Source organism: Escherichia sp. TC-EC600-tetX4, from assembly GCF_019356055.1.
In the GTDB taxonomy this organism is placed as follows: Bacteria; Pseudomonadota; Gammaproteobacteria; order Enterobacterales; family Enterobacteriaceae.
The window spans coordinates 3,332,457-3,348,119 of the sequence record NZ_CP079924.1; the positions used below are offsets into that span (position 1 = coordinate 3,332,457).

At 48.8% G+C, this 15,663-nt stretch carries 14 protein-coding genes and 3 pseudogenes; 3 read left to right on the forward strand and 14 right to left on the reverse strand.

The window, feature by feature from the left end; all coding sequences use genetic code 11:
• Positions 1-195: 195 nt before the first annotated feature.
• From glxK to allA, 9 genes are all read right to left on the reverse strand, one after another.
• The gene (gene glxK, locus KXD89_RS16235) at positions 196-1,341 is read right to left on the reverse strand and encodes a glycerate 3-kinase (RefSeq protein ID WP_001333621.1); all 1,146 of its coding nucleotides are present in this window, start codon (positions 1,339-1,341) and stop codon (positions 196-198) included.
• Positions 1,342-1,362: 21 nt separating this feature from the next.
• Entirely contained in the window at positions 1,363-2,664 is a 1,302-nt protein-coding gene (locus KXD89_RS16240; RefSeq protein ID WP_001302767.1) for a uracil/xanthine transporter, read from the reverse strand.
• A 56-nt stretch (positions 2,665-2,720) separates the two neighbouring features.
• Positions 2,721-4,082: an allantoinase AllB gene (gene allB, locus KXD89_RS16245; RefSeq protein WP_000006900.1), complete on the reverse strand. Its 1,362-nt coding sequence runs from the start codon at positions 4,080-4,082 to the stop codon at positions 2,721-2,723.
• A 59-nt stretch (positions 4,083-4,141) separates the two neighbouring features.
• Positions 4,142-5,596: a putative allantoin permease gene (locus KXD89_RS16250; RefSeq protein ID WP_000401100.1), complete on the reverse strand. Its 1,455-nt coding sequence runs from the start codon at positions 5,594-5,596 to the stop codon at positions 4,142-4,144.
• A 168-nt stretch (positions 5,597-5,764) separates the two neighbouring features.
• Positions 5,765-6,643, reverse strand: coding sequence for a 2-hydroxy-3-oxopropionate reductase (glxR, locus tag KXD89_RS16255; protein WP_000765839.1), 879 nt, complete (start codon positions 6,641-6,643; stop codon positions 5,765-5,767).
• A 99-nt stretch (positions 6,644-6,742) separates the two neighbouring features.
• Positions 6,743-7,519, reverse strand: a complete 777-nt coding sequence (gene hyi, locus KXD89_RS16260; RefSeq protein WP_000943544.1) for a hydroxypyruvate isomerase — start codon at positions 7,517-7,519, stop codon at positions 6,743-6,745.
• Positions 7,520-7,531: 12 nt separating this feature from the next.
• Positions 7,532-9,313, reverse strand: coding sequence for a glyoxylate carboligase (gene gcl, locus KXD89_RS16265; RefSeq protein ID WP_001698076.1), 1,782 nt, complete (start codon positions 9,311-9,313; stop codon positions 7,532-7,534).
• 89 nt (positions 9,314-9,402) lie between these two features.
• Positions 9,403-10,218 (reverse strand): HTH-type transcriptional repressor AllR, encoded by an 816-nt coding sequence (allR, locus tag KXD89_RS16270; protein ID WP_000141275.1) that lies wholly within the window; start codon positions 10,216-10,218, stop codon positions 9,403-9,405.
• Positions 10,219-10,295: 77 nt separating this feature from the next.
• The gene (gene allA / locus KXD89_RS16275) at positions 10,296-10,778 is read right to left on the reverse strand and encodes an ureidoglycolate lyase (RefSeq protein ID WP_000776377.1); all 483 of its coding nucleotides are present in this window, start codon (positions 10,776-10,778) and stop codon (positions 10,296-10,298) included.
• A 229-nt stretch (positions 10,779-11,007) separates the two neighbouring features.
• Between allA and allS the strand changes: the two genes are divergently transcribed.
• From allS to KXD89_RS16290, 3 genes and pseudogenes are all read left to right on the forward strand, one after another.
• On the forward strand, positions 11,008-11,934 hold the full coding sequence (allS, locus tag KXD89_RS16280) for an HTH-type transcriptional activator AllS (protein WP_000460145.1): 927 nt from the start codon (positions 11,008-11,010) through the stop codon (positions 11,932-11,934).
• 68 nt (positions 11,935-12,002) lie between these two features.
• Positions 12,003-13,097, forward strand: coding sequence for a tRNA 2-selenouridine(34) synthase MnmH (gene mnmH, locus KXD89_RS16285; protein WP_001157938.1), 1,095 nt, complete (start codon positions 12,003-12,005; stop codon positions 13,095-13,097).
• A 115-nt stretch (positions 13,098-13,212) separates the two neighbouring features.
• Positions 13,213-13,578, forward strand: a pseudogene (locus KXD89_RS16290) (helix-turn-helix domain-containing protein); the annotation flags it as partial.
• Between the two features lie 58 nt (positions 13,579-13,636).
• Here KXD89_RS16290 and KXD89_RS22585 read toward each other — a convergent pair.
• The 5 genes and pseudogenes from KXD89_RS22585 to KXD89_RS16310 all read right to left on the reverse strand — a co-directional run.
• Positions 13,637-13,732 (reverse strand): annotated as a pseudogene (locus KXD89_RS22585) (hypothetical protein); the annotation flags it as partial.
• A gap of 366 nt (positions 13,733-14,098) precedes the next feature.
• Positions 14,099-14,272 (reverse strand): hypothetical protein, encoded by a 174-nt coding sequence (locus KXD89_RS16295; protein ID WP_001297301.1) that lies wholly within the window; start codon positions 14,270-14,272, stop codon positions 14,099-14,101.
• Between the two features lie 56 nt (positions 14,273-14,328).
• A complete protein-coding gene (locus KXD89_RS16300; RefSeq protein ID WP_001320180.1) occupies positions 14,329-14,589 on the reverse strand; it encodes a hypothetical protein in 261 nt (86 codons plus the stop codon).
• A pseudogene (locus KXD89_RS16305) lies at positions 14,570-15,256 on the reverse strand (RHS repeat-associated core domain-containing protein); the annotation flags it as partial. The gene KXD89_RS16300 and the pseudogene KXD89_RS16305, both read right to left, overlap by 20 nt.
• Before the next feature lie 23 nt (positions 15,257-15,279).
• On the reverse strand, positions 15,280-15,648 hold the full coding sequence (locus KXD89_RS16310; protein WP_000877768.1) for a YbbC/YhhH family protein: 369 nt from the start codon (positions 15,646-15,648) through the stop codon (positions 15,280-15,282).
• Between the last annotated feature and the right edge of the window lie 15 nt (positions 15,649-15,663).

Consider the following 15,663-nt stretch of genomic DNA (forward strand, 5'->3'; position numbering starts at 1 on the left):
GTTGGATTTTGCCACGGTTTATACCGTGGCTTTTTTTGTAACATTGCCTGATGCGCTTCGCTTATCAGGCCTACATGATCTCTGCAATATATAGAATTTGCGCGATTTTCAGGAAGGATATGGTACTCATGCCGCATCCGGCATGAGTACTGCACTCTTATGCGATATAAATCGCATCCGCTTTAAAGGTAAGGGTTAGTTTTTAATTCCCTGACCTATTTTAATGGCGCAGGCAATATTTCGCGCGCTGTTGAAGAGATTGGTTTCACCGCTGGCGAGCACTTCGGCTAAAGGTGCCAGACGAGGCAAAATGCTGAATACCGCGTCAATGCCGTACTGGTGCACCACTTCCACGCCATCACCCAATACGCCAGCAATCCCAATCACCGGTACATTAAACTGCTTCGCCACCGACGCCACACCCAGCGGCGCTTTACCGCCTGCCGTTTGCGAGTCGATGCGCCCTTCCCCGGTAATCACCAGTGCTGCGCCCTGCACTGCCTGCGCAAGATTGACCGCATTCAACACAATTTCAATGCCCGGTTTAATATCCGCATTGAGAAATACCGCCGCCGCAATACCCATACCGCCCGCAGCGCCGCCGCCCGCCATCTGGCAGACATTAATTTCAGTTTGCTGTTGTAAAACACGGGCGTAATTTTGCAGCCCCTGTTCAAGTTCTTCGACCATCTCCGGCGTTGCCCCTTTTTGCGGGCCAAACACCGCCGCCGCGCCGCGTGCCCCTACCAGCGGGTTATCAACGTCACATGCTACTTCAATATGGCAATTCGCCAGACGCGGATCGCATTCATCCATCTCAATGCTTGCCACGCGCGCTAAATTACCACCGTTTGCCGCCAGCGCCTGACCGTCGGCATCAAGGAAACGCACACCGAGCGCCTGCGCCATGCCCATACCGCCGTCGACCGTCGCACTGCCGCCAATGCCGAGAATAATATGGCGAATGTCGTTATCCAGCGCATGACGAATTAACTCCCCCGTACCAAAACTGGAGGCCAGCAACGGATTACGCTTTTCAGGCGCGACCAGCATCAGGCCACTTGCTGCCGCCATCTCAATCACCGCCGTTTTCCCGTCGCCGGTAAGGCCATAAAAAGCATTCACTTTTTCGCCCATCGGCCCGCAGACTTCAAGCGTCACGATGTTGCCGCCCGTCGCGGCGACCATCGCATCCACCGTCCCTTCGCCGCCATCCGCTATCGGCAAACAGATATAGTTCGCATCGGGAAAGAGGGTCGAAAACCCGGCTTTAATTGCCTGACAACATTTTTCTGCACTTAAGCTCTCTTTAAAAGAGTCTGGCGCAATGACAATCTTCATTATCAATCCTTTTTCAACAAATTATTCGATGCGTTCCCACGGAATAAGGTTATCCATAAGAACAGCCAGTAAAATCCCGACCAATAAGCCGTTACTGAGCAGAGGACGAAGCGTTAATGGAAGGTCTTGCAGATACACAGGCGGTAATGCCATTAAAAATATGCCGACAAATAACGGCAATGCGAGTCGATAAATATTGCGAGCGGTAAACGTTATTTGCTGGCTAAACACCAGCGCGGAAAAGAGTAAAGGCAGATAAGAAACCAGCATGACCGCACTACTCACGGGTAAAGGGATACTGCAAAACAGTCGCGTGAGTGCAGGAACCAGCGCCACCAGCAGGCAAATAACGCTGCCATAAATAAACGAACGCCGCGTGTAATCGCCAGTCTGGGTTAATAAACCAATGGATGAAACAAACGGTGAAAATGGAATTACCGCCAGCGGTACGGTTATCAGCGTCATAAATCCGGTCGCCACAAAGCTACGACGATAACGCGTATTCCCTGCGCCCTGCTGCGGATAAAAAACATCCGTGCCCCGAATCGCACCGTAGGTATTGCTGATATTTACCAGACCTGTAATCACCGCCGTCAGAATAATTCCCGGCGACAAAGCACCGCCACTGCCGAGCGGGAACCACTGCCAGTGCAACTCACCGGAGAGCGAGTGCGAAGAAGGAAAGCAAAAGTACCACAACAACCAGCCGGTTATGGTGCCGACCAGCAGGCCATAACGGGCAAAACGTTGCGGCAGGAAGATAATCATCGCCAGTACCAGGCACATCACCGCCACCGAGAGCGCGAACGGCGGTAACTGAATTTTAAAATTCGGGTCGGCTATGCCAAACGGCAGCCCGAGCATACCTTTGAAAAAGATAGTGGTCAGCTGCGCGCCCAGCATCAACATAAACAAGACCATCACCGACGGCGTAAATAACCGTGCCAGGCGATGGCCTAATCCGCTAAAACCAATCAACATCGTCAGCACGCCGGAGAGTGCAATCCCCACTGCCAGGCTGGTGGCGATATCGTTGATCGGTGTCCCGCGCGATGCTTCACCAAGGGTGATAGTAAGGATGGTTCCCCACCACAGGCCACCTGGCCCTTCCATAATAGCGCGACGATGACCGCAAAACGCCTGAGCGAAGCAGGCCAGTGCGGTAGCAAGAAAAGCATATTGCGTGAGCGTAAGCAGGCTACTTTGCGGCAACTGAAAAGCAGAAAGTAGCGTAGGAGGAACCACAACCGTGTTGCAAAAAATAAAGAAAAACCACTGAAATCCTGATAACAGGCTTTCGCGGCTGACTGCAAAATTGAACATAAACACACCTTAACCGGAGAATGCCCGCCGCAAGGACGGGCATTGCAGGGGCCAGATTACTGCTGATGTTTAAGGATAAATTGACCTTTCGGCGCAACAGGGAAGCCCTGTTCAATGTCGTAAATCACATCACCACGTAAGATGGTTTTCGTGATACGCGCGCCAATGGTACGGCCAACATACGGGCTGACTTTGTGGCGATATTCCAGATCGTCATTGGTAAGAACATAGCTGCTATTCGGCTGAATGAAGACGAAGTCGGCATCTTTTCCTGGGGCGATACGGCCTTTTTGCTGCAGACCGAAAATATCTGCTGCGTTAGTCGCCATTAATTTGCCGAACATTGGCAGAGACATACCGCGTTTCTGTACCGCTTCATCGAACATCACGTCCATGCAGCTTTGCAGACCGGCGATACCGCCCCATGCTTTCATGATGTTACCGGCTTTCATTTCCGGCGGGCATGGAGAGTGGTCGGAAACCAGGCAGTCGATTTCACCGTTAAACAGTTTTTCCCACATGCCTTTCTGGTTTTCCAGATCGCGGATCGGCGGTGAACACTTCGCCAGAGTACCGATTTCTTCGAACTGATCGGTATCCAGTACAAAGTAATGCGGGCAGGATTCACAAGTAACGTCCTGACCTTCCTGACGTGCACGAGTCACTTCCTCAACACCTTCCGGGCTGCTGACGTGGCAAACGTGCAGACGGCAACCAGCAACTTTCGCCAGATACAGTACGCGGCGAATTGCTTCCACTTCGGTAAATACCGGACGCGAAGCCACATAGTCATGAGCGGTTACGCGACCTTCACGCTTCGCTTCTTCGCCCAGTTCGTCACAAATCAGCGCGTTTTCGCAGTGCACCAGCACCGGCTGACCCAGTTCGCCCAGCTTCTGCGCACCTTTGAAGAACTGCCAGTCGTTTACATCACGGAAGTCGTTGTCGATACCGCGATCGCCACAGGTCGCAACGAAGCATTTGAAGCCGACAACGCCCACTTCATCCAGCTCATGCAGACGGTCGATGTTGTAAGACACCAGGCCACCGAGTTGTGCCGCATCAATAGTCAGCTTGCCTTTAGCGGCATCGAACTTCAGTTCAATTGAAGCGCGGTCAACCGTTGCAGGCAGCTGGTTGAGCGGCATTTCGATCATGGTGGTGATACCACCTTTTGCCGCTGCGCGAGTACCGGTTTCATAACCTTCCCAGTGGCTACGACCCGGTTCAGAAATATGGGTGTGCGCATCAACCATGCCCGGCGAAACCACCAGACCAGACGCATCCATAACTTCTTTTGCATCGCCCAGATCCTGACCGATAGCAGCAATTTTTCCGCCTTTAACGGCGATATCTACAACGCGAGCTTCGTTTTCTAAAATAACGGTGCCGTTTTTAATGATTAAATCAAAAGACATAACAAACTCCTTGTAAAATACAGATTGGTTTTTAACTCAATGTTCAATATCGGGATTAATTAACCTATGGTTTTTTGCTCTCCTGTTTTTTCTGCTGTTGTACGTTTCTTTAATAAGGCGTAGGCCGCAAAGGCGACGATGACGCCGACAAACCATGAAACACGCGATAACGGTTCCATAAAGTGAATAAACTTACCGCCAAGAGATAAAATAACGGCCACCAGAGTTACTGAAAACGCAGTGAGGTTAAAACCGTTATCGTAATATTTATAATCGCCAGGTGCGGTATACAGTTCATCAAGATTAATTTGTCCGCGCATCACCACAAAATAATGCGCCATCATGACACCAATTACCGGACCAAGCATTCCGCCGATAATATCGAGGAAAAGATAAATGCTGTCCTGATTTTCCATTAATTTCCACGGGCAGATCAGCAAGCTGATAATACTGGCAATCAGTACGCCGTTTTTATAGGTCAGTTTTGTCGGTGCAATGGCGGCAATCTGATAACCGGCTGGAATAATATTACCGGTCGCGTTAGTGGAGATAGTTGTCATCAGAATAACCAGTACCGCAAAGAACGAGGCGAACAGGCTGTCCCAACGCTGAACAATATCCAGCACGTTCCAGGTATCAGCGCCGTAGTGAATACTGGCTCCGGCAATAATACATACCCCGGCGACCGCAAACAGAATATAGGCCACAACTAAACCCAGCGTTTGCCCCAGCGCCTGCTCACGAAACGAGTGGGCGTTTTGCGTAAAGTCGGATGCGCTCACCGCCGGTGCCGCCCAGACCGCAACTACCGCGTTAATCACCACCAGGAACAGGAAGCCACCGTTTTCTGCTTTCTGAATACCGCTCGGAATGTAGTCAAAGATTGGACCGATCCCGACCAGTGAAATCGCCCAAATCGCCATACCGCCGAAAACGATATAGATGCACGGGTTAAGAATGGCAGTGAATTTATTTAAAACTTTGCCACCGCCAAAACCTATACCAACGTTGACCAGCCAGAAGATTAAGAAAGTAATTAAGCCCGGTAGAGAAAGGCCTAACAGAGTGAAATCACCACCGAGAGTTAAAAATCCCGGCCAGATTTTGCCAATCAGAATCAAGCAGGCCAGTGACCCCGCGTAACATTGCAAACCAAACCACATGATGGCGGCAATTCCGCCCCTTAATAATCCGGGAAACAGTGCACCACGTACACCGTAAGAAGCACGCAGGATCATGGCAAAAGGCACACCGTATTTACTGCCCGCAGCACCGTTTAATACCATTACCGCGGCAATGAAAAAGGCGCTGAGGATAATTGCCAGCATAATACTAAAGGTAGACAAGCCGAGAATAAAAAAGCCGCCGACCATCACATAATTGGGAACGTTATGAACCGAACCCATCCATAAGGTAAAATAGTTAAATGTTTTCCAGGTCCGCTGGCTTTGCGTTTTCGGCAATAGATCTTCGCTATAGCCGCGTTGCTGGAATAGTTTTCTCTGATGTTCCATAAATCCCTCTTAATTTCACGTATCGAATAACGTTGTTTTAATCTAGCTATGAGGAACAAATAAAATAAAAATATTATTTTTAATACTGAAGCAACATCTTTGGCTGCTTTCTTTTTTAATATTGCTGGCCGATTCATTTTCTGATATCGGCCATTTTTATTGCGGGTATCAGGCCAGTTTATGGTTAGCCATTAATTCCAGCGCCTGCACTAACGCAGAGTGATCCAACTGGCTGCCACCGTTTGCCGCACAGGTATTAAATAACTCCTGGCAGGTCGCAGTGTTTGGCAGGTTCAGCGCAAGTGCTTTCGCACTTTGCAGTGCCAGGTTGAGATCTTTCTGGTGCAGAGCGATTTTGAAGCCCGGATTAAAGGTGCGTTTAATCATACGCTCGCCATGAACTTCCAGAATACGTGAGGAAGCAAAGCCGCCCATCAGCGCCTGGCGCACACGTACCGGGTCCGCACCGGCTTTTGAAGCAAATAGCAGGGCTTCAGAAACCGCTTCAATATTGAGCGCCACGATAATCTGATTTGCCACTTTGCAGGTTTGACCATCGCCGTTACCGCCCACGAGGGTGATATTTTTACCGAGCAGTTCAAACAGCGGTTTAACACGTTCAAATACCGCTTCATCACCGCCAACCATAATCGACAACGTCCCTTCACGCGCACCGATTTCACCGCCGGAGACTGGCGCATCGAGATAATCGCCGCCCAGTTCATTCACCTGACGAGCGAAACGCTTAGTTTCAATCGGGGAAATGGAGCTCATATCAACAATGGTTTTGCCCTTCAGCGAGGCTTTGGTACAACCATTTTCACCGAACAGAACTTCTTCAACCTGAGGTGTGTCCGGCACCATAATAAAAATGATGTCCGATGCTTCCGTTACCTGGCGAGCAGTTTCAACACTGACGGCACCCAGTGACAGTAATTCATCAGCAACCGGTCCAATGGTCGTGACATGTAATTGATGACCGGCACGCGCCAGATTAATGGCCATCGGTGTACCCATAATGCCTAAGCCAATAAATCCCAGTTTCATAATTAACCTCTTTTAAATTTCGCTTTTCCTGAATTCAGACAACACGATCCCCTGCCAACTTAGCGGCCTAAAAAAGCATTGTCTGAATAGCGTTACGTTTTAACGGTACGGATCCATCCAGCGTAAACCGGCTTCCGTGGTGGTTTGGGGTTTATATTCACACCCAACCCAACCGTTGTAGTCAGAATTTTCGATTACCTTAAAGAGATAATCATAATTAATTTCTCCGGTTCCCGGTTCGCCGCGATGCGGATTATCGGCAATTTGCAGGTGACCAATTTTATCAGCCCACTGAGTCATGGTGTTGGTTAATTCACCTTCCATCCGCTGCATATGATAAATGTCATACTGAATTTTCAAATTGCAGCAACCAACATCATCAATCAATTTCAGCGCCTGCCGAGTTCCGGTGAGATGGAAACCAGGAATATCAAAATGGTTAATAGGTTCAATCAGTAATAAAATATCTTCTTTCATCAGCATATTCGCGGCATAACGCAGGTTTTCTACAAGCGTTGCGTGAATCTGTTCACTGCTGAAACCAGCCGGCGTTTTACCGACCAGACAGTTAATTTTTTTATTACCCAGCGCACGGGCATAACGAATCGCTGCTGCTACGCCATCCCGAAACTCTTCTTCACGGCCAGGAATACAGGCAATACCGCGCTCCCCCGCCGCCCAGTCACCCGCCGGTAAATTGTGCAGCGTATGTTCGAGTTTATTACTCGCCAGCACATGTTTTAATTCTTCAATGTCGTAGTCATAAGGAAACATAAATTCAACGCCGCGAAAACCACACTGCGCAGCTTTCTCAAAACGGGCGAGAAAATCATATTCTCCAAATAACATCGATAAATTAGCAGAGAAACGTAACATTATTTATCTCCCTTATTCATAGTGCATGAAGCAGGTTTCAGTCGGTGCGTCCGCTGCGTTATCGGCGATATCTTCAAATTCCATGACGTTATCCAGTTCGCTGCCCATCGAAATATTGGTCACACGCTCGAGAATAACTTCCACGACTACCGGTACCCGATATTGCGCCATTAAGGCTTTCGCCTGTTCAAAGGCTGGCGCAATATCTTCCGGTTTGAAGACCCGAATAGCTTTACAACCTAAACCTTCCGCTACTTTTACGTGGTCAACACCGTAGCCATTCACTTCACTGGAGTTGATATTCTCGAAAGCGAGTTGCACGCAGTAGTCCATGTCAAAAGCGCGTTGTGACTGACGAATCAGCCCCAGATAAGCGTTGTTGACCAGCACATGGATGTACGGAATGTTGAACTGCGCGCCAACAGCTAACTCTTCAATCAGGAACTGGAAGTCAAAGTCGCCAGAAATCGCCACCACATTGCGTTTCGGATCAGCGGCACAAACCCCTAGCGCAGCCGGAATCGTCCAGCCTAACGGACCAGCCTGACCACAGTTGATCCAGTGGCGGTCTTTAAAGACATGCAGCATTTGTGCCGCAGCGATTTGTGACAGACCAATGGTGGTGACATAACAAACATCGCGACCAAAGGCTTTGTTCATCTCTTCATACACGCGCTGCGGTTTCACCGGCACGTTGTCGAAGTGGGTTTTGCGCAGCAAAGTGCGTTTACGCTGCTGGCAGTCGGCGACCCATTCTTTACGACACGGCAGACGACCCGCTTTTTGCATCTCCTGCGCCACTTCAACCAGCAGTGTCAGCGCCGCTTTAGCATCAGAGACAATACCGAGATCCGGACACAGCACGCGACCAATTTGCGTCGGCTCAATATCAATATGAACGATTTTGCGCCCTTCGGTGTATTTCTCTACCGAGCCGGTATGACGGTTAGCAAAACGGTTACCGATATCAAACACCATGTCAGACGCCAGCAGCGTTGCGTTACCGTAACGATGCGCGGTTTGCAGACCCACCATCCCGGCCATCAGTTCATGATCGTCCGGGATACAGCCCCAGCCCATTAGCGTTGGGATCACCGGAACGCTGGTCAGTTCAGCAAACTGTTGTAACAGTGCAGCTGCGTCAGCATTAATTACCCCGCCCCCGGCAACAATCACCGGACGTTCGGCCTGGATTAACATTTCTACAGCTTTTTCGATCTGCATACGGCTGGCAGCAGGTTTGTAGACCGGCAGCGGTTCGTACATGTCAGGATCAAACTCGATTTCCGCAACCTGAACGTCGAACGGTAAATCCACCAGTACCGGACCCGGACGACCAGAACGCATCAGGTGAAATGCCTGTTGCAGCACGCGAGGCACCAGCGCCGCTTCACGAACTGTAACCGCCATTTTGCTGACCGGTTTAGCAATTGCTTCAATATCTACGGCCTGAAAATCTTCTTTATGCAGACGGGCGCGCGGTGCCTGGCCGGTAATGCACAGAATAGGAATGGAATCAGCAGAAGCGGAATAGAGCGCGGTGATCATGTCCGTGCCCGCAGGACCGGAAGTCCCCAGACATACGCCGATATTCCCTGCCGTTGCGCGGGTATAACCTTCCGCCATGTGCGAAGCACCTTCCACATGACGCGCCAGAATGTGACGAATACCGCCGTGCTTACGCATCGCTGAGTAGAACGGATTGATTGCAGCTCCCGGAACACCGAAGGCGGTAGTGATACCTTCTTTCTCCAGCACATACATTGCCGCGTCAACGGCTCTCATTTTTGCCATTTTATTCCTACCTCTATTTATTGGAAAATTTTTCCAACTTTCAAATTTTGTCAAAAAAACCCGCTCCGCAGAGCGGGATGCGACAGACATTATGGATGTGCTTTCAGTCCCAACGCCGTGCTGATATCGCGGGCGGTGTCTCTGACCAGCTCACCCTGACTGACAAAACGATCTTCTGTCAGTCTTGATGAAGGCCCGGAGATGGAGATAGCGGCAACAACACTACCGACATCATCGTAAATTGCTGAAGCTATGCAATTCAGACCTACAACATGCTCTTCTTTATCTACGGTATAGCCCAGTTCACGCGCTTGTTCCAGGTCCTTCAGCAAGGTGGGCATATCCACAAGCGTAGTTGGCGTAAACTGCTGCAAACCGGTTTGCAGAATGATGCTCATCAACTCCTCTTCCGCCAGCGGATAAAGCAGCGCTTTGCCCGCACCGGAAGCATGCAGTGGCAGACGACTGCCCAGTGGCGCACACATCCTGACCATCGATTTACACTCTAACTGACCAATTAATACCGCTTCATTGCCGTTACGGATCGCGACATTGACCGTTTCGCCGGAAAGTAACATCAGGCGGCGCATAAACGGCCCGGCGACGGAGAGGACATCGCGGTTATGGATGTACGCCGCACCGACGTTAAAGACACCTAATCCTATATGCCACCAGCCTAATTGACTGTCCTGATAGACAAAATCCGCTGCCTGTAAAACCTTCAGCAAGCGAAAGGTCGTGGAGAGCGGCAAATCCAGATTGAGAGAAATATCGCTAACCGACGAACTTCCCCCACTTTTTTCCAAATATTGCAGAATCGCAATTCCCCGCTCTAACGCCTGTGCGCCCTTCTGTGCCACAGGCTCCGCCTGTCCTGGCCTGCCGCGCCGTCTAACTTCCGTCATACCTACGTTAACTCCGACCTACAAGTGAGCATAAACAATGAACAATTAGTTTATCTTATGCAAGTCGGTTGCAGGCGTCACGCAAAACAGAGTTCCTGTTCAGGAATACTTTCAACATCACAGTTGTCACTGCCGCCGCGATCGATGGTCAGAAAATCGGTGACGCGCTGCCAGGCGAAAAGTGGGTGATGCCAGACGTTACGATGGTAATTCACTCCCTGTTCGCCGTTGGTGATAAACGCCCGCAGCGTTGACAGGTCTGGTTTGTCGTCACCTAACGCCACGACCACCACAAACACCTCACCTTTCATCGGGATAAAGGCCTGAGTACCCAGCGGATGACGTTCGAGTTCGTGAATGGTCAGCGGCAGATTCGCCGGTTGCGCGCGGTTAATGCTGATAAGCGTACAGTCTTGCTCAAGAATCTCAACCAGCGCCAAATCGTGGTAACGCTCCACCAGGCCATTGTTAATATGGAAAAAATCCCGTTGCTGCGTTTCGATTACGTCGCCATAAGCACTAAAGGCTTCCTGACTTAACGGTAATACCTGAAGTTTCATCTTTTTGTCCTTGTAACATAATTCCGTTCAACCACCGCCGACCGGTCAGCTTGGTTTCAATAACAGGCAATCTAAAACCTTAAGAGAACAACATCAATACAAAAGTTGGAATATTTTTCCAAAACTAGATTTAGTCCACAAATTGAACAGGGTTATCATGTAAAAATACTGATAAATCAGAGGATAAGAAAATCACGCAACTTGCGGATTTAAAAGGGGATACCTGAAGATGTTCGATCCAGAAACCTTGCGGACTTTCATTGCGGTTGCTGAAACAGGAAGTTTTTCAAAAGCGGCAGAACGATTATGTAAAACCACGGCGACGATCAGTTATCGCATTAAACTTCTGGAAGAGAATACCGGAGTAGCGCTGTTTTTCCGTACGACTCGCAGCGTGACGTTGACAGCGGCTGGCGAGCATCTACTTTCCCAGGCCAGAGACTGGCTGAGCTGGCTGGAAAGTATGCCAAGCGAGCTGCAACAGGTGAATGATGGCGTGGAACGCCAGGTGAATATTGTCATCAACAACCTGCTCTACAACCCCCAGGCCGTCGCCCAGTTGCTGGCGTGGCTGAATGAGCGTTACCCCTTTACCCAGTTTCACATCTCCCGACAAATCTATATGGGCGTCTGGGACTCGCTATTGTACGAAGGTTTTTCGCTGGCTATCGGCGTCACGGGAACTGAGGCGCTGGCAAATACCTTTAGTCTTGATCCCTTAGGATCGGTGCAATGGCGCTTTGTCATGGCGGCGGATCATCCGCTGGCGAACGTTGAAGAGCCGCTAACAGAAGCGCAGTTGCGGCGCTTTCCGGCGGTCAATATTGAAGACAGCGCCCGCACCTTAACCAAACGCGTCGCCTGGCGATTGCCAGGGCAAAAAGAGATTATTGTTCCCGATATGGAAACGAAAATCGCCGCCCATCTGGCGGGCGTTGGCATTGGTTTTTTGCCAAAATCGCTTTGCCAGTCAATGATCGATAATCAACAACTGGTCAGCCGGGTAATCCCAACGATGCGCCCTCCTTCGCCATTGAGTCTGGCATGGCGCAAATTTGGCAGCGGCAAAGCGGTAGAAGATATTGTGACCTTGTTTACCCAGCGCAGGCCGGAAATCAGCGGATTTTTAGAAATTTTCGGCAACCCACGCAGTTAAAAATCAAGTTTCCTTGCGCGTTGGCGCGTAAAATAGCGCGCAAGCTGATTTGAGGTTCACTTTTAACTATGCAAGAGAGACACACGGAACAGGACTATCGTGCCCTGCTGATTGCTGATACGCCCATTATTGATGTTCGCGCCCCTATCGAGTTTGAGCACGGCGCAATGCCCGCCGCTATCAATCTGCCGTTAATGAATAACGATGAACGCGCCGCCGTTGGCACCTGCTATAAACAGCAAGGCTCAGACGCAGCGCTGGCGCTGGGACATAAACTGGTGGCGGGTGAAATTCGTCAGCAGCGCATGGACGCCTGGCGGGCAGCGTGCCTGCAAAATCCGCAAGGTATTCTCTGCTGCGCCCGTGGCGGTCAGCGCTCACATATTGTGCAAAGCTGGTTGCATGCAGCGGGGATTGATTATCCGCTGGTGGAAGGCGGTTATAAGGCACTGCGCCAGACCGCGATTCAGGCGACTATTGAACTGGCACAAAAACCGATAGTGCTGATTGGCGGTTGTACCGGCAGCGGTAAAACGCTGTTAGTGCAGCAACAGCCGAACGGTGTTGATCTGGAAGGGTTGGCGCGTCATCGCGGTTCGGCGTTTGGTCGCACGTTACAACCACAACTTAGCCAGGCGAGTTTTGAAAACCTGCTGGCTGCCGAAATGCTAAAAACCGACGCCCGTCAGAATTTGCGCCTGTGGGTGCTGGAAGACGAAAGCCGGATGATCGGTTCGAATCACCTGCCGGAATGCCTGCGCGAGCGAATGACTCAGGCGGCGATTGCGGTGGTAGAAGATCCGTTTGAGATCCGTCTTGAGCGCCTGAACGAAGAGTATTTCTTGCGTATGCATCATGATTTTACCCACGCGTACGGCGACGAACAGGGCTGGCAGGAGTATTGCGAATACCTGCATCACGGACTTTCGGCGATTAAGCGTCGGCTGGGGCTACAGCGCTATAACGAACTGGCTGCAAGGCTGGATGCAGCACTGACAACGCAACTCACCACCGGCAGCACCGACGGTCATCTGGCCTGGCTGGTGCCGTTACTTGAAGAATATTACGACCCGATGTATCGCTATCAGCTTGAGAAAAAAGCGGAAAAAGTTGTCTTTCGCGGTGAGTGGGCGGAAGTGGCGGAATGGGTTAAGGCGCGGTAATGAGGGACGTATTTGTATTAGTCGCGACTTGATCTGACACATGGCCTTGAAAGGTTGAGAGTTACCGGTTTTGATATGAGTGTCGAATCCTTATCCAAAACAAGAGGTAACTCTCATGCTTCATACTGCCAATCCCGTCATCAAACACAAAGCCGGTTTGCTCAATCTGGCTGAAGAACTCAGCAACGTATCAAAAGCCTGTAAAATCATGGGCGTTTCGCGTGATACGTTTTATCGTTACCGCGAACTGGTCGCTGAAGGCGGTGTGGATGCGCAGATTAATCGTAGTCGCCGCGCTCCTAACCTTAAGAACCGTACCGATGAGGCAACTGAACAGGCTGTTGTTGATTACGCCGTCGCTTTCCCGACACATGGTCAGCACCGGGCCAGCAACGAGCTGCGTAAACAGGGGGTTTTTATCTCCGACAGTGGTGTCCGTTCTGTCTGGTTACTCCATAACCTTGAGAATCTCAAAAGACGATACTGAACAAATTTTATCAGGTGACGTTCCGTAAAAAGTTGTATGGAGTTCTCGATGCAGTCGGCGCGACTATCAGTACCCCCGCTGAACCCTGGACTATCGGGCCGCCGTACTGGGGCATGTCACCCTGGCGTGCCGCTGGTTTTCCGCTAATGGTTTATTTCCTCTTTCTTTCCCGGCAAGAATTTATTTTAATCCGGAAGGATTATTTATTTTCAGATAGGGACTCACATTAAACACGTAACATTTTAATTAATGCATGGCTGAATATGTATTACACAATGTCAGATATCGTAAAAGACCAGTGCAATTCTATGTAAACTCTCTGACTGTTCATTTTATTTGTTGTTTCAGGGTCGGAACTCACCCTCAATAAACAACTGAATACGAGTAGATATTCATCGTCTGAGCTATATGGCTTTACACAATAGCCGACATGTCTTTTCTCAGTCAGGAATTTTACTTTTCCTCACTACGAAGTTGACGACTTCGATATGGGATAGACTCTTAATTCAAGCAATTACTCTGCACAAGCATCAGGCAATCCAGCTCCAATATTTGTTATAAAATAATGCGTAACATTAATTTCACCAACAAAAAAAAGGTTTACACCATCCCCTTGCCCTGGTATCTTACCATATTTACACCACACTTTTTTTGTATCTGGATCATTCTTTGATACGATTTTCGCCACTTGTTCCCTGGCCCTCACTGTCAATGTTTTCTTAAACCTACCCCCATCATCATTTGTTAGGGAAAAATAAGAAAAAAATAATCATCTTCTACATTTGTGTATATTGATATATCCACCGCTACGTGCGGAAAAAAATCTGGGAGCCATGTAAAAACTCCATCATTTTCTGGTATTGCCATATAGTTTATGTAATGTTTACTTACAAGAGATTCATCTTTGTATAAATAAAGATAAGTAATTACGCATAAAACAACAATGATTATAATAGCAAAAATAAATATTATCATCTTTGATAGATTACTTGAGATAGCCAGCATCTTGTAAAGCCTTTATCGTTTTTTTATGCTCTGGATTAATATAATCACTACATCTATCTGAGCAATCTGTTGTTGATGGACATGTCAACCCATGGTCATTTACAGCCAAGTCTTTTTTATTATCTTCAATCATTTCAGAATGGGATAGCTTTACTTTTCTGCCGTACATACCGAACAGATTTAACCCGTAATCTCTAATCTCTTTTTCATAACCCAGCCCTTTCGCCGATCGGCTAACACCAGCGTCATTTAATTTAGACACTCGACAAAATGCCATACAATGGAAAAATTGATCAGTCCCACCTAAATTTAATCTCTTCATATCTTCATAAGTATCAGATAATATATCCCATGCTCTTTGATGGTTTAGTTGATCTTTTCTTCTTATTAGCGCTACATCTGCGGGACTTAACCCTAATGGATCAATACCATTCACCGGATTCAGCGGATACGCATACAGACTCCATCCCCCCTCCAGCCCTATCGGGTCCTGAGTGATATACCGCCCCTGCAACGGATCGTAGTACCGGTTCCGGTTGTAGTACAGCCCCGACTCCTTATCATACTGCTGCCCCGGCAGCCGGTACGGCTGGTGCAGGTGATGCGGGTTCTCTTCATTCAGCTGGTTGCCCCACTCATCATACTCCCCGCTCCACGCAATGTTTCCATCCGCATCCATCAGCGCCAGCATTATTTACTATGTAGGAAATTCAAAACACATCCATTTTTCTTATTAATTTCTATAATAAATACACCACCCGCAACTTCATAAGGTAACTTTGCTCCCTCAACAACCCAACTATCTGGTAGTTCCGTAATTAAATATGGTTTTTCTTCTTCTGCAATCCGTTCGCCATAGCGATACCTAACATATATTTCAGCTAATTGTATCGCCATTGTTTCAGTTTTTACCGTATTTTTAACAGAGTATTTATCTAAATGTAATTTTTCCACATACCTCATAAAAATAATGTTTTCATCAGAACCGTAAACAGCTGTCTCATTACAGGCAAATAGTATAAAAAATGAAAGCATCGAAAATATTGAACTATATTTCATTGAATCTCCTTATAG